Source organism: Acrocarpospora pleiomorpha (genome assembly GCF_009687885.1).
GTDB lineage: Bacteria > Actinomycetota > Actinomycetes > Streptosporangiales > Streptosporangiaceae > Acrocarpospora > Acrocarpospora pleiomorpha.
The window spans coordinates 53,168-67,464 of the sequence record NZ_BLAF01000031.1; the positions used below are offsets into that span (position 1 = coordinate 53,168).

General features: G+C 67.1%; 12 protein-coding genes and 1 pseudogene. 8 read left to right on the plus strand and 5 right to left on the minus strand.

Going from position 1 to position 14,297, the window contains the following annotated elements:
- A partial coding sequence (locus Aple_RS52200) for an FAD-dependent oxidoreductase (protein ID WP_170321669.1) occupies positions 1 to 2,016 on the minus strand: 2,016 nt, incomplete at its 3' end.
- 72 nt (positions 2,017 to 2,088) lie between these two features.
- On the opposite strand from Aple_RS52200, the gene Aple_RS26585 reads away from it, so the two are divergent.
- Both Aple_RS26585 and Aple_RS26590 read left to right on the plus strand, forming a co-directional pair.
- A complete protein-coding gene (locus tag Aple_RS26585) occupies positions 2,089 to 2,988 on the plus strand; it encodes a choline/ethanolamine kinase family protein (protein WP_170321670.1) in 900 nt (299 codons plus the stop codon).
- A gap of 25 nt (positions 2,989 to 3,013) precedes the next feature.
- A complete protein-coding gene (locus Aple_RS26590) occupies positions 3,014 to 4,552 on the plus strand; it encodes an amino acid permease (RefSeq protein WP_155347439.1) in 1,539 nt (512 codons plus the stop codon).
- A 43-nt stretch (positions 4,553 to 4,595) separates the two neighbouring features.
- Here Aple_RS26590 and lipB read toward each other — a convergent pair whose 3' ends face one another.
- From lipB to Aple_RS26610, 4 genes are all read right to left on the minus strand, one after another.
- Positions 4,596 to 5,225, minus strand: a complete 630-nt coding sequence (lipB, locus tag Aple_RS26595; RefSeq protein ID WP_155347440.1) for a lipoyl(octanoyl) transferase LipB — start codon at positions 5,223 to 5,225, stop codon at positions 4,596 to 4,598.
- A gap of 1 nt (position 5,226) precedes the next feature.
- Entirely contained in the window at positions 5,227 to 5,412 is a 186-nt protein-coding gene (locus Aple_RS26600) for a PspC domain-containing protein (protein ID WP_155347441.1), read from the minus strand.
- Positions 5,413 to 5,500: 88 nt separating this feature from the next.
- On the minus strand, positions 5,501 to 6,508 hold the full coding sequence (locus Aple_RS26605) for a lysylphosphatidylglycerol synthase transmembrane domain-containing protein (RefSeq protein WP_170321671.1): 1,008 nt from the start codon (positions 6,506 to 6,508) through the stop codon (positions 5,501 to 5,503).
- Positions 6,509 to 6,678: 170 nt separating this feature from the next.
- A complete protein-coding gene (locus Aple_RS26610) occupies positions 6,679 to 7,641 on the minus strand; it encodes a hypothetical protein (RefSeq protein WP_155347443.1) in 963 nt (320 codons plus the stop codon).
- Between the two features lie 73 nt (positions 7,642 to 7,714).
- Between Aple_RS26610 and Aple_RS26615 the strand changes: the two genes are divergently transcribed.
- The 6 genes and pseudogenes from Aple_RS26615 (at position 7,715) to Aple_RS55660 (ending at position 14,249) form a co-directional block, all read left to right on the plus strand.
- Positions 7,715 to 8,317: a TetR/AcrR family transcriptional regulator gene (locus tag Aple_RS26615; protein ID WP_155347444.1), complete on the plus strand. Its 603-nt coding sequence runs from the start codon at positions 7,715 to 7,717 to the stop codon at positions 8,315 to 8,317.
- Between the two features lie 42 nt (positions 8,318 to 8,359).
- Complete coding sequence (locus tag Aple_RS26620) at positions 8,360 to 8,938, plus strand: LURP-one-related family protein (RefSeq protein ID WP_174889883.1); 579 nt, start codon at positions 8,360 to 8,362, stop codon at positions 8,936 to 8,938.
- A gap of 371 nt (positions 8,939 to 9,309) precedes the next feature.
- A pseudogene (gene rho / locus Aple_RS26625) lies at positions 9,310 to 10,347 on the plus strand (transcription termination factor Rho); the annotation flags it as partial.
- Between the two features lie 288 nt (positions 10,348 to 10,635).
- Positions 10,636 to 11,310 carry a hypothetical protein gene (locus Aple_RS26630; RefSeq protein WP_155347446.1) on the plus strand — a complete coding sequence of 225 codons (675 nt, stop codon included), beginning with the start codon at positions 10,636 to 10,638 and terminating at the stop codon, positions 11,308 to 11,310.
- Positions 11,307 to 11,615, plus strand: coding sequence for a transcriptional regulator (locus Aple_RS26635; protein ID WP_155347447.1), 309 nt, complete (start codon positions 11,307 to 11,309; stop codon positions 11,613 to 11,615). The genes Aple_RS26630 and Aple_RS26635 overlap by 4 nt, the downstream gene beginning before the upstream one ends.
- 48 nt (positions 11,616 to 11,663) lie before the next feature.
- Positions 11,664 to 14,249, plus strand: coding sequence for an ATP-dependent helicase C-terminal domain-containing protein (locus Aple_RS55660; protein WP_155347448.1), 2,586 nt, complete (start codon positions 11,664 to 11,666; stop codon positions 14,247 to 14,249).
- Positions 14,250 to 14,297: the final 48 nt, after the last annotated feature.

Here is a 14,297-nt window from a genome sequence, read left to right on the forward strand (position 1 = left end):
TTTGTACCCGGAGCTCCGCTCCACGGCCCCCTCCGTGGCATCGCCCGAGGCGTCATCCACCAAAGGACCCACGGAAGTCCGATCCAACAAATCCCTATCCGAGGAGGCTCCCCCCGACAAAGCTCCGCCCGAGGAAACTCCATCCGGGACAGCGCCATCCGAGGAATCTCCACCTGACGCAGCCCCACGGGGCAAGGCTCCACCCGGCGCGGCATCACCTGGCAAAGTTCCGCCCGGCAAAGCGCCGCCCGACGAAACTCCATCCGACGCAGCGCTACCCGGCAAAGCACCACCCGACGCAGCACCACCCGGCAAGCTTCCGGACAAAGCTGGATTTGTCGACGCGGCTGAAGTTCCCAACGGCTCTTCGGTCGAGGATCCCTGGTTCCGCAGGGAATTGGGCAAGTCGTACCAGTTGACGCGTTCCCAGCCTGACTTTTCGCCGAATTCGGCGCCCAGTTCTGCGTGCCGTACCCACGCGGGAGAGCGGCGGAGCGGGCGGGCGGCGGTGCGTTCCTCGCCGGGGTAGGAGATGTCGTAGTACTTGCTGTAAGAGTCCAGGGCCTTCGCGCGGGCCCAGGTGGCCGAGCGGGCGTGGGTGCCGAAGCGGGCGATGTCCATGGCGAACATGTCGTATTCGGGCTGGCCGTCGACGATCCACTCGGCCATGACCTTGCCGACGCCGCCGGCCGCGGCGAGGCCGTGGACGCAGAAGCCGGCGGCCACCCAGAAGCCGCCCACGGAGGTTTCGCCGAGGAGGAATTCGCCGTCGGGGGTGAAGGCTTCGGGGCCGTGGACGACCTTGATGATCTGGCCGTTGGAGCGGAGGGAAGGGAGGCGGCGGCGGGCGGATTCCCAGGATTCCTCGAATTTGGGCATGTTCGGGGGGAAGAGGGAGCGGGGCTGTGAGAGCGGGTTGGGGTCCTCCCAGACATCCGGAGTCCGGATATATCCCCCGACGAGAATGCCGCCGCCCTCTTCGCGGAAATACACGATGTTGTCGGGATCCCGAACGGTCGGCGCGGTCACCGGAACCCCGGAAGGCGCGGTCACCACATACTGGTGCTTGATCGGGACGATGGGCACGTCGACACCGGCCATCCGCCCGACCACTCCGGCCGCAGCCCCGGCGGCGTTGACCACCGTGTCCGTCCGGATGACCCACTCCGAGCCAGGCGCTATCTCTCCACGCCCGTCAGCAAGGTCCTGCCGACGCCGATCCTCCTGCGAACGGGACCCGACTTCGCGCTGGTTGGATCCATGAGCACCGGATCTGCGAGCATCCAGTCCTCTGCCGCTCAACTCATCGGCCGACGCGCGGTCACCCGCACCCCAAGGGGAGGATTCGGAAGAGCCCGACTCGTGAGAGGTGAACTCGCGAGAGCCCGACTCGCGAGAGCCGGACGCGTGAGAGCCCGACTCGCGAGAGCCGGACTCGCGGACCCTGACCCCCTTGACGCGACCGTTCTCGACGTCGATGCCCGTTACTTCCACGCCCGTGACGATGCGAACGCCCAGTTTGCGGGCTCCTTCCGCCAGCGCACGACCCAGCCGGGCCGGATCCAGCCAGCCATCACCCGGAAGCCAGAGCGACGCCAGAACGTCGTCCACAGCGAGCAGCGGCATGCGGTCATAGGTCGCCGACGCGTCCAGAAGATCCATGTCCAGGCCATAGGTCTCCGCCGCCCCGGCCTGACGCAACAACTCCTCGTGGCGCTCGGGTGTTGTCGCGAGCCGAAGACCCCCAACCCCGTGCCAGCCGGGATCCAACCCGGTGAGATCACGCAGTTCTGGGTAAAGACCAGCCGAGTACATGATCATGCGGGTCTGCGTGACCGTGGACCGCAGCTGGCCGACGAAACCCGCTGAGTGCCAGGTCGTGCCCTCGGTCAGGTCATGGCGTTCCAGCAGGATCACGTCCTGCCAACCCAGCCGGGCGAGGTGGAAGGCGACGCTGCATCCAGCTACCCCACCACCGACCACAACCGCCTGGGCGTCTGCGGGAAGTTGCACCATTGGTACCGTCCTGTAACGCCTGGGCTCCACAATCGGATCAATGGTCTGAAGGTAGACCAAAAGGAGCCGGGCATGCCAGATGCCGTCGCGGACGCGCTGGAGATGGTCGCGGCCTGGGCCGGGCGCCCGGTCAGCCATACGACGATCAAGGGTGGGCTCAGCCACCACATCGCCCGGGTGGAGACCGAGGACGGCGACCGCTGGCTGCTCCGGGTGCTGGATCCGAGGATCGCCGCGACAGGCCTGGGCATCCCGCTGGAGCAGGAGATCGCCAACACCGTACTCGCCGCGTCCACGGGCGTCGGTGCGCAAGTCCTGCACAAACTGCCGGGCGCGCTCATCCTGGAGTACATCGACGGGGTGACCCTCGACGCGCCAGCCGTACGGGATGAGATCGGCAAGATCGCGAAAGCCTGCCGAGCCCTGCACGCGGGCCCCCGGTTCGGCAATGATTTCTCGATTTTCCGGAAGCACGCCGATTTTGTGGCCCTCTGCAAGGCCAACAGCCTGAAGCTCCCCGACGGATACGAGGACTGGACCCCGGCCGTCGCCGAGATCGAGCAGGCCCTGGCGGTCCGGCCGATGAGAACCGTCCCCTGTCACAACGATCTGCTGCCGGAGAACTTCATCAAGGCCGGCGGCGTGGTGCGAATCGTCGACTATCAGCTGTCCGGCAACAACGACCCCTGTTTCGAGCTCGGCGACCTGGCCGCCGAGGCCGATTTCGACCCCGACGACGTCGAGCGCCTCACCCTGGCATATTTCGACGACGCCGCCCCGGCCGCACGAGTCCGGCTGAATCTGATCATGTCCAACCTCACCTGGACGCTCTGGTTCGTCGTGCACCACGGGCTGACTCCGCAGCACCGCGACTTCGACTACAACGCCGAGGCCGCCGACAAGTTCGCGCAAGCCGTACGCGATCTCAAAGACCCCGGCTTCGGACGTCTGATCGACGCCGTGCGCCGGTAACCCCCCAAGGCATGAGGAGGCCTTCATGGCGCAAGCCCTCGACGATGACGCCAAACGACTCGCCGAACTCGGGTACAAACAAGAACTGTCGCGAACCTGGAGTGGGTTCTCCAACTTCGCGATCTCCTTCTCCATCATCTCGATCCTCGCCGGGTGTTTCACCACGTTCGGCCAGGCCTGGAACAACGGCGGCCCCATCGCCATCTCCTGGGGCTGGCCGATCATCTCCGTCTTCATCCTGATCATCGGTCTGTGCATGTCGGAGCTGGTGTCGGCGTATCCGACGGCGGGCGGCATCTACTGGTGGGCCGCCAAGATGGGCAAGCCGATCCACGGCTGGTTCACCGGCTGGTTCAACCTGATCGGCTTGATCGCGGTGACCGCGTCGGTGGACTACGGCTGCGCCACGTTCCTGAACATCACCCTCGACCGGTTCTTCGGCCTCGAGGTGTCGCTGGTCAACACCTTCCTCCTGTTCGCCGTCGTGCTGGTGCTGCACGCTCTGATCAACATCTACAGCCACCGGCTCATCTCGATCTTGCAGAACGTGTCGGTGTGGTGGCATGTGTTCGGCGCCACGGTGGTGGTCCTGATCCTCATCTTCGGTCCGGACTCGCACCAGTCGATGTCGTTCGTGTTCACCGAGACGATCAACAACTCGGGCTTCAGCAGCGGCAGCTTCTGGATCTATGTCCTGCCGCTCGGGTTCCTGCTCACCCAGTACACGATCACCGGTTTCGACGCGTGCGCGCACGTGTCGGAGGAGACCCAGGGCGCGGCCACCGCGGCGGCCCGCGGCCTCTGGCAGTCGATCTTCTACTCCGCGATCGGCGGCTGGATCCTGCTGCTGGCCTTCCTGTTCGCGGCCACCAACGTGGACGAGGTCAACGCCCAGTTCGGCTTCGTGGGCGCGATCTTCGACACCGCCGTGCCCGGCAACCTGGCGAACGCGATCTTCGCGATCTCCACGATCGGGCAGTTCTTCTGCGGCATGAGCTGCGTGACCTCGATGTCGCGGATGACCTACGCGTTCTCACGGGACGGCGCGATCCCCGGATGGCGGCTCTGGTCCAAGGTGGACCGGAACCGGACCCCCGTCAACGCGATCATCTTCGGCTGCGTGGCCGCCCTGATCCTCACCCTGCCCGCCCTGTACAAGGCGCCGACCGGCACGCCAGTGGCCTTCTACGCGGTGGTCTCGGTGGCGGTGATCGGCCTCTACATCGCCTTCGCCATCCCGATCTGGCTGCGGCTGCGCATGGGCGACGCCTTCCAGCCCGGCCCGTGGACGCTGGGCGCCAAGTACAAGGTGATGGGCTGGATCGCGATCATCGAGATCGTGATCGTGTCGATCTACTTCATCATGCCGCTCGCTCCCGCGGGCGTGCCGTTCGCCTCCGACAATCCGGCCACCGAAGCGGACGAGTCGTTCACCTGGACGGCCGTGAACTACGCGCCGATCGTGGTGGGCGCCATGGTGCTCGGGGTCGGCCTGTGGTGGGCGCTGTCCGCGCGGCACTGGTTCACCGGGCCACGCCGCACGGTCGATTCGATCGACGCCTGAGTTTCTCTGGTACGGCTTCCGCCTGGCGGGAGCCGTACCGGCGTTATGAGGCCTGGAACTCCTTGGCGACCGTGGCGCGGACGGTGTCGAAGTCGGCGCCGCCGAGTTCGCGGGAGATCGAGGTCATGTCCACCTCCGGCATGCCGCAGGCGACGGCGAGGTCCCACGGGGTGAGGTCGCCGTTGACGTTGATGGCGAAGCCGTGGCTGGTGACCGCCCTGCTGGCCCGCATGCCGATGGAGACGATCTTGCGCCCGGAGGTCGTCCAGACGCCGGTGAGCAGTTCCGAGCCCGGCGGGGTGTCCCGGCGTTCGGCCGGAACGCCGAGCACGCCCAGCGCGGCCACCAGCCGAAGCTCCACCTCGCGGATGTAGTCGACCACACCCTCGTTCGGGCCGAGCTTGACGATCAGGTAGCCGACCAGCTGGCCGGGGCCGTGGTAGGTGAGCTGGCCGCCCCGGCCGGTGGGAACGACCGGGATGCCATGCGACGGGTCGGGCAGGTGCTCGGTCAGCGTGCGCCGCCCGACCGTGTAGACCTTGGGGTGGCTGAGCAGCCACAAGGTATCCGGCCGCGTGTCGTCCTGGCGTTCGTGGACCAGGTCGGCCATGCGCTCCATGGCCTTCTCGTAGTCGACCAGGTCGTCCTGGATGAGGGTCAGCGGCCGGTTCATGTTATCGAGGATACGCCGGGGCCTTTGGTACGAAGACCCACATGATCAGGTAGATGATGAACTGCGGTCCGGGCAGGATGCAGGAGAGCAGGAACAGGAGCCGGACCGTGTTGGGGGACATGCCGTAGCGTTCGGCGATCCCGCCGCAGACGCCCGCGATCATCTTGTGGTGTCTGGACCGGTGCATCGTGATTTCCTCCGTCGGGGTTTGTCAGTCACTCGGTCCAACGAACCGGTGCCGACCCCCCGTTCCACGAGAGACCCTGACAAAACCCCTAGGGGTGCGCGCCGCGCTCGGTCGGCGGGAGCGCGAACGGGCTCATGCTCGCGCCCGCCCGCATCAGGAACCTGCCCACCACCTTGGCCGCCGCCCGCACCTCGTCGTGCAGGAACGCCCACGCCAGCCAGCCCGCGATCAGAATCGCCCAGTACGAGATGAGCCGGTACAACGCCACGACCGCCCCCGCCGCGCCCCCACTCGCTCCGGCCGCGAAGAACGTGGCGGCCATCCCGATCTCGACGACGCCGAGCCCGCCCGGAATCAACGCCAGCGCCTGCGCGCCCTTCGCGGCGACGTAGCCCAGCAACATCGTGTGCGGGCCGATGTCGATGCCCACCGCGACGCAGACCGCCACCAGGCAGGCCACATCGAGCAGCCAGTTCAGCAGCGCGAGCCCGGCCAGGATGCCCCGATCCCGGGAGGACGGGCGAATGGCGGCCCGCGCCGCGTCCAACTGCGCCGACAGGCGTGGCATGCGCCGCCGGACGACGCCGACGAACGGGCGGGTTCGCATCACCATGGCGGCCAGCGCCACCACGGCGAGGGCGGCGATCAACGTCGGGATCCGGGTCGCGGGCGAGCCGAGCAGCGCGACCAGGCTCAGGACCCCGAAGGTCACCCCCGAATAGAACGCGGCGAGCACCAGCGTGGCCGCGATGAGCGGCCTGCCCGCGCCCAGCCGGCCGAACTCCCGGGTGGTGTACGCGATGGACAGGACCGGCCCAGCGGGCAGCGAGTTCGAGAAGGCGTTGCGCGCGTAGGTGACGGCGAGCGCGCGACCCAGGCTGATCCTGGTTCCGCCCAGGCCCAGGAGTCGGCGGAAGAGCCGGGCGAAGGTCGCCATCGAGACCGCCTCGGCGACGACGGCCACGGCGAGCCAGGCGGGGTTGACATTGGTGATCGTGGCCCAGATCTCGGCAGGCTGGGGCAACTCGTCCCGCAGGACGAGATACGCACCGCCGCCTATGGCGAGAGCGGCGACCCATCTCCACCCGGTGGACATCTGCACTCCTTGAATCTCGCATGACTCTGCTGAGATGACGCTGAGGACACCTGTGAGATTGGCCATGCTTTCCGCTGGTGTTCCCAGGGTGATCCTGGGGAGAAGGCCGGGCTATGCCAGAAGTTCAACAGTTGCCCGGCCCAACATTTCCGGATATTGGGTGATGTAAATCACGCGACGGGGACGGGCTGGGCGGGGGCGGCGTGGGCCGCGGCGCTTCGCCGTACGGGGATGAGCAGCAGGAGCAGGCCGACCAGGGCCCAGGCGGCCAGGACGGTGAGCGGGACGGTGAGGGCCGCGCCGTCGAAGAAGACGGTGTTGCGGATGGCTACCGTGCCCTGGCCGATCGGGAGGATCTGGCCGATCGCCGCGTACCACTCGGGGATGAATCGGGCGCCGAGCGGGCCGCCGCTGGCGGGGATGCCGACCACGACGAACAGCAGGGCGGCCAGCCCGACGCCGGGGGTGCCCAGGACGCGGACCAGGCCCGCGACCACCAGGCCGAGGGTGAAGGTGACGGCGGCGGAGACGGCGACCAGCCCGAGGTACGCCCCGGGGAGCGCGCCGAAGACCAGGTCCGCCAGCCAGGCGTTGGCCAGCGCGACCGTGACCGAGGCGAGCGCGATGACAACGATCTTCTGGCCGGAGCTCGCGCCCGCGTGACCGGCCAGGACGGCGATGGCGATGCCGGGGATGACCAGGGCGAGCACGTAGAACATGCCGGAGACGCCGCCGGAGTCGCCGGGGGGCAGCGGGTAGGCGTCCTCGACCGTGAGCTGCTGGCCCTGGGCCTGGGCGACGGTGGTGAACACCTGGGTGATCACCGTGGACGCGGTTCGCCCGCCGGCGCTGGCGACGATCAGCTTGGCCTGCTGCGGGAGGACCACGGCCTCGACCTCGCGGTCGCCGAGCGCGGTCCGCGCGCCGGCCTCGTCGGCGTAACTCGTGATCTCGAACGCGCCGGGCCTCTTGGCGGCCAGCCCGGCGTCGATCTGGGCGGCCATTTGGGCGGGCGCGACCACGCCCACGGGTACGCCATGGGGTTCGGGCTGGTGCAGCGCGCCCACGAACGAAGCGGCGAACGCGAGCCCGATGAGCGTCACCAGCACGACGGCCGGGAGCAGCTTCCGCATCGAATTCTCCTAGTGATGACTTCAACAACGTTGAGTTCACCATAGACGAATTCAACATGGTTGAATAGTGGGTATGGAGAACGAGACCAAGAGCGGCCGGCGGCCAGGGAACACCCAGACGCGGGAGGCCATCCTGGAGGCCGCGATGACGTCCTTCATCGAGAACGGCTACGGCGGGACGACGATCCGGGGCGTGGCCCGGGCGGCCGGGGTGGATCCTGCCCTTGTCATGCACTTCTTCGGGAACAAGGACGGTTTGTTCGGCGAGTCGATCAGGAACGGCGGCATGCCGGTCCAGCAACTGGTCGAGTCCTTCGACGGGGACCTGGAGACGCTCGGGGAGCGGCTCGCCACCCGTTATTTCACGCTTTGGGAGGATCCTGAGATCGGTCCACGGATCAAGGCGGTGGTCGTGTCCGCGGCCACTTCCCCCGCGGCGGCCGGGATCCTGAAAGACTTCATGGTCCATGAACTGGCCGGACCGCTGGTCAAGCACCTCGGGCCCGACCGTCCCCAGCAGCGCGCGCTGCTGGCCGCCTCCCAGCTCATGGGCATCGTCTTCGCCCGTTACGTCATCCAGATCGAAATCATTACCGCCCTCACACTGGAGGAGATCGTGGCCTGTGTGGCACCTTCCATCCAGCGGTTTCTGACCGGGGATCTTCCTCTCCGCTGACTCCGTAATAGGGTGGTAAAGAGACCATTTACGGAGGTTCAAGTGGACACGGCGACCCTCCAGACGCAGACGCGGCTGATCCTGCGCCAGAAGATCACCATGATGATCAACCGTTACGTTGTCCACATCGCCGAGCCGGACGGCTCCGACGGTCCGGTCGTGGCCTTCGCCGAGCAGAAACGCCTGACGCTGAAGGAACAGGTCACCCTTTATACGGATGAATCGCGAGGTGAGGCGCTTGCCGCCTTCAAGGCGCGCAAGGTCATCGACCTGGCCAGCGGCTACGACGTGGTGGACGCGTCCGGAACTCCCATTGGACTGTTCCGCAAGGACTTCGGCAAGTCGTTGCTCCGTTCCACCTGGCACCTCCAGCAGCCCGGCCTGCCCACACTGACCGGCCAGGAACGCAACCCGCTGGTGGCCATCGTGCGACGCTTCGCCGACTCGCTGTCATGGCTGCCCTACCACTTCGACTTCAGCGTCGGCGCCTCCATCGCCTTCTCCGTGGAACGCCGCTGGGGCCTACGCGACACCTACGCCATCGACATCAACGACCCACGCCTCGACCGCCGCCTGGTCATCGCCATGGCCGTAGCCCTAGACGCCCTCCAGTCCCGCTAACGAATCAAGCGTCGCGTGAGTTGACGCTCGCGTGTGCCCTCACTTGCCGTGACCTGGGCGAGCGGTGCTCCATGAGCCGTCAGTCGGCCGGGAATGGTGGGCGGGTGGGGGTTGGTGGTCGTGTTTTGGGGAATACATCTCGGCGAGTGGCGTGTTATCGTCCATGTAGTTCGCATGTTTCTGGCCCGATTCTTGGGCACGTGCGACCGGCCGATCTGGCCGAGTTTGTGACCGCGCAGCTTGTGCTTCGTTTCGTGATGCCTGCGGTCATGCCAACTTCCCCATATCCGCAAGGACAGATTATGACTCTTACCCAAACTCATGTGGGTGAGCCCCGGACGCGTACCCGGAACAGCGCGGTCAAACCCGCGGTGCTTCGCGAGGTCAGCGGGATCCTGGACGGCTCCACCCTGAAAACCGAAGGCTACCTGCGCGGTCCCAGCGACGTCACGGTCCCGAAAGACCTGCTCGCCGGGCTCAGAACCGGGGACGTGATCACCGGCACCGCCCAGGGCGGCCGGCTGATCTCGATCGCCACCGGGCCGCCGCGCAACCGTCCCACGTTCGCCGAACTCACCCCCATCCATCCCACCGAACGGCTCCGCCTGGAGACCACCAAGGGCGTGCTGTCCACCCGGGTCCTCGACCTGGTGGCGCCCATCGGCAAGGGCCAGCGCGGGCTCATCGTGGCCCCACCCAAAGCGGGCAAGACCCTGCTCCTCCAGGCGGTCGCCAACGCGATCATCGCCAACCATCCGGACTGCCATCTGATGGTCGTGCTCGTCGACGAGCGGCCGGAAGAGGTCACCGACATGCGCGCATCGGTCCAGGCCGAGGTCATCGCCTCCACCTTCGACCGTCCCGCCACCGATCACATCACGGTCACCGAGCTCGCCGTGGAGCGGGCCAAGCGGCTCGTCGAGCTCGGCCACGATGTGGTCATGCTGGTCGATTCGATCACGCGGCTGGGTCGTGCGTACAACACCGTTCAGCCTGGCGGCGGGAAGGTGCTCACCGGCGGGATCGACGTTCGGGCCATTCACCCGCCCAAGCGGCTGCTCGGCGCGGCCCGCAACCTGCGCGAGGGCGGCTCGCTCACGATTCTGGCCACCGCGCTGGTCGAAACCGGCTCCAAAATGGACGACAACCTCTTCGAGGAGTTCAAGAGCACCGGCAACATGGAGCTCAAACTCACCCGAAGCCTGGCCGACCGCCGCATCTTCCCCGCCGTCGACGTCACCGCGTCCGGCACCCGCCGCGAGGAACTCCTGCTCGACCCCGCCGAGCTCTCCCTCGTCTGGAAACTCCGCAAGGCCCTCCACGGCCAGGACTCCTTCGAACCCTTCCTCACCCGCCTGAAGGAGACCTCCTCCAACGCGGAACTCCTCCTCGGCCTGCGCGCCGCCTGAGAAAAGGACTATTTGGCAGGCATTTCCTGCTTTGGGCCGGGCCAACAAAGCGCCGAGCCGCTCAGGCCCTTCCTCGGTCCGCTGCGACCTATCGACCGGTCTGCAGGCCTCAACTTTGGGCGTGTCTCTCCCCCGGCGTCTTGGCCGGCGGGTAGACAGTCGCGCATTTGCTCGTTTCTGGCGGTGCGTGTGGCGATATCTGCGAATGAGTGTGACCTCGACGCCCTTGCGGAACTATGTCTGTGATGCAAACATGTCTGTATCGCCAACATCCAAAGGAGGTCGGACATGACCAATGATCCGGCCGGTGACGCCGATTGGTTACTCGGTGAGGTGAATTCGCTGCGGGAGCGTGCTCGGGCGGATCGGCATGCCTTCCGGTTTCCGCTGCTGTACTTCGGGGCGTTCACGCTGGCCACCGCGCCGCTCTACGTTCTCGGCCATCAGCAAGGAGAGTCGGGATTCAGGGCCTGGCCCTTCCTGGCGAGAGGGATGGACCTGGTCTGGCTGGCGGGGCTGGTCGTCGGGGCGGTGCTAACCATCTGGTGGTATCGCCGTCACGGTGACCGCTCAGGAATCCAGACTTCGGCCAGGAAATCCGTACTCATCTGGACCACCGCAGGAGCGGCGCCGCTGCTGTGGATTCTCCTGCTTCCGTTGTTCTTCCTCTGGCCGTTCTTCGTACGCGACAACTTCGGCCTGCTGGCCGTGGCTCTCGGACTGATCGCCCTGGCCAGGGCCGAACGCAGCCGCCGCCTGTGGATCATCACCGGGTTGTACACGGCGGCCGCCGTCCCCGCCGTCGTCTACAACATGGAGAATCAGTACTACCGCCTGTTCCACCTGTTCGGCTTCACCTCCGAGGACATGCCCTACGCTCTCGTCCAGGGCACTCCCGTCCTGCTCCCCGCCCTGATTCTCCTCATCGGCGGACTGACCACCCGTAGGACCACACCCGCATGACCCACCCCACGGGAAACCTGAACGACACCGTCCACCAGCGTCATCGGCTCGGCATTCTCACCATCGCCAGCGAGGCGTCCCGGGTCGAATTCACCTATCTGTGCGAAGCTCTCGAACTGACCAGGGGAAACCTCAATCGGCACCTCGCCGTCCTGGCGGAGGCGGGGCTGGTCATCCTGGAAAAGGGGTACGACGGCCGAAGGCCGAAAACGTGGATCGTCATCACCAAGCAGGGGCGTACCGAACTGTCAGCCGAAATCGACGCCCTTGAGGAACTGATTCGCCGCCACCACAGCCGCGATTAGGACGACTCCCGGACGAGTTGATGCGCGCTGCCTGATAACAATGGGCGGATGCGTTCCGAGTGGTCCTCGCTTCCTGTCCGGTATGTGGTGCCTGATGTCGTGGGTGCGCTTGAGTCGGACGGAGCTGCCGTGCTTACTGCGCCGCCGGGGACCGGGAAGACGACGTTGGTGCCGCTTGCGCTTGCGGGGTTGGTGCCTGGGTTCTCTTCGGGTGGGCGGGTGGTTGTTGCGGAGCCGCGGCGGATCGCTGTGCGGGCGGCGGCTCGGCGGATGGCGTGGTTGCTTGGGGAGAAGGTCGGGGAGCGGGTCGGGTACACGATTCGGGGGGAGCGGCAGGTCGGTTCGGGTACGCGGGTGGAGGTGGTGACGACCGGGGTTTTGCTTCGGCGGTTGCAGCGGGAGCCTGAGCTTGACGGGATTGATGTGGTCGTCATGGATGAATGCCACGAACGTCATCTTGACGCTGATACCGCCCTCGCGTTTCTGATCGATGTTCGGGAGGCGCTTCGTCCGGATCTGCGTCTTTTGGCGACGTCGGCTACTACCGATGCGACGCGTTGGGCTCGGTTGCTCGGGGGTGCGCCGGTTATCCATACCGAGGGGGCCACGCATGCGGTTGAGATCGTCTGGGCTCCTCCGGTCCAGCCGGTCGCGCCGCCGCATGGGCTGCGTGTCGATCCCGTCTTTCTCGCTCATGTCTCCGATGTCGTACGACTTGCGCTGGCTCGGCACGACGGGGACGTGCTCTGCTTTCTGCCGGGGGTGTCGGAGCTGGGCAGGGTGGCGCGGATGTTGCCTGACGTCCAGGTTCTGGAGGTTCATGGTCAGGCGTCTGGTGCCGTACAAGATGCGGCTTTGAGTCGTGGTGTGGGGCGGAGGGTGATTCTGGCGACGTCGGTGGCGGAGTCCAGTCTGACCATTCCTGGGGTGAGTGTCGTGGTGGATTCGGGGCTCGCGCGGGAGCCTCGGATGGATCATGCGCGGGGGCTTGGGTCGCTGGTGACCGTACGGGCCTCGAAGGCGTCGGCCGCGCAGCGGGCCGGGCGGGCTGGGCGTGAGAGGGACGGGGTCGCCTATCGGTGCTGGTCGGCTGGAGAACATGAACGGTTGCCCGAGTATGCGCAGCCGGAGATCGCGCTTGCGGATCTCACCGATTTCGCGCTTCAGGCGGCCTGCTGGGGAGATCCCGACGCGGGCGGGCTGGCGTTGCTCGATCCTCCTCCGAGTGGGGCGATGATCGCCGCGCGGGACACACTGATCGCTCTTGGCGCTGTGCACTGTGGCCGAGTCACTGATCGGGGCCGGAAAATGGCCGACATTGGAGTACATCCCCGGCTCGCCCGCGCACTCATCGATGGCGCGAACCGGGTCGGAGTCCGTCGGGCCGCCGAAATTGTCGCCCTGCTCGCCGAACGGCTCCCCAGTTCGGCGTCCGACGACTTCGTCTCAGTCCTGCGCTCGGTCCGGCAAGGAAACGACCGCCTCTCCCACCGCTGGCACCAGGAGACCCGCCGTCTCACCCAAGCCCTCGGCTCCCCGCCCCCGGGGCGGCGCGTTGGACCTGATGACCAGGTTGCCGGGCCGGTTGCCCAGGCAGGCGCCGGGCGGGAGGTTGCCGGCCCGGGGACCCAGGTAGGCGCTGGAAAGGATGGCCAGGTTGGCGGGCTGGTTGCCCAGGCGGGTGCTGGGCGGGATGACCAGGTTGCTGGGCTGGTGGTGGCTTTGGCGTATCCGGAGAGGGTGGCGCGGCGGCGTGCGGAAGGGGGCTTTGTTATGGCTTCCGGGACGGGGGCTGTGGCGGGGGCGGGGTTGAGTGGGGCCGAGTGGCTGGCTGTGGCGGTGGCCGATCGGGGGGTGGGGAGTTCGGTGGCGCGGGTTCGGCAGGGTGTGGTCATTGATGAGGGGATCGCGCGGGTCGCGGCGGCGGCGCTGCTGGAGGAAGTGGAAGAGATCGGCTGGCGGCGTGGTGAGATCGTCGCCAGGAGGGTCAGGCGGCTGGGGGCGATCGAGTTGTCGTCGGTGCCGCTGGTGGATGCGGACGTGCGTCCGGCCGTGTTGGACGGGTTGCGCCAGGAAGGGGTGGCGTTGCTGCGGTGGACTGCGGATGCGCGCGGGTTCCGGGAGCGTCTGGCGTTCTGCCACCGGGTCGTCGGGGAGCCGTGGCCGCCGGTGGATGACACGGCTCTCGTGGAGGCGGCCGAGCGGTGGCTGGAGCCGGAGCTGTCCCGGGTCCGGCGGCGGAGTGATCTGGGGCGGATCGACGTGCTGGCCGCGTTGCGGCGGCTGGTGCCCTGGTCGGCGCGGATCGAGGAGGTCACGCCTGAGCGGGTCGAGGTGCCGAGCGGGTCGAAGATCAGAATCGACTACTCCGGGGAACGGCCGGTGCTGGCGGTCAAGGTGCAGGAGTTGTTCGGCTGGGACGACGCCCCACGGATCGCGGGAGTGCCACTCACCGTGCATCTCCTGTCGCCCGCGGGCCGGCCCGCCGCGGTGACGTCTGATCTCGCGTCCTTCTGGCGAGAGGGATACCAGGCCGTCCGCGCCGAACTCCGGGGAAGATACCCGCGCCACCCCTGGCCGGAGAACCCCATCGGCGCCACCGCCACCCGCCGGACAAACCCCCGACGCGCCTAGGCCCCCATCTCGAACTGGTGGACGTGGCTGAAGTGCCGCGACAGGATA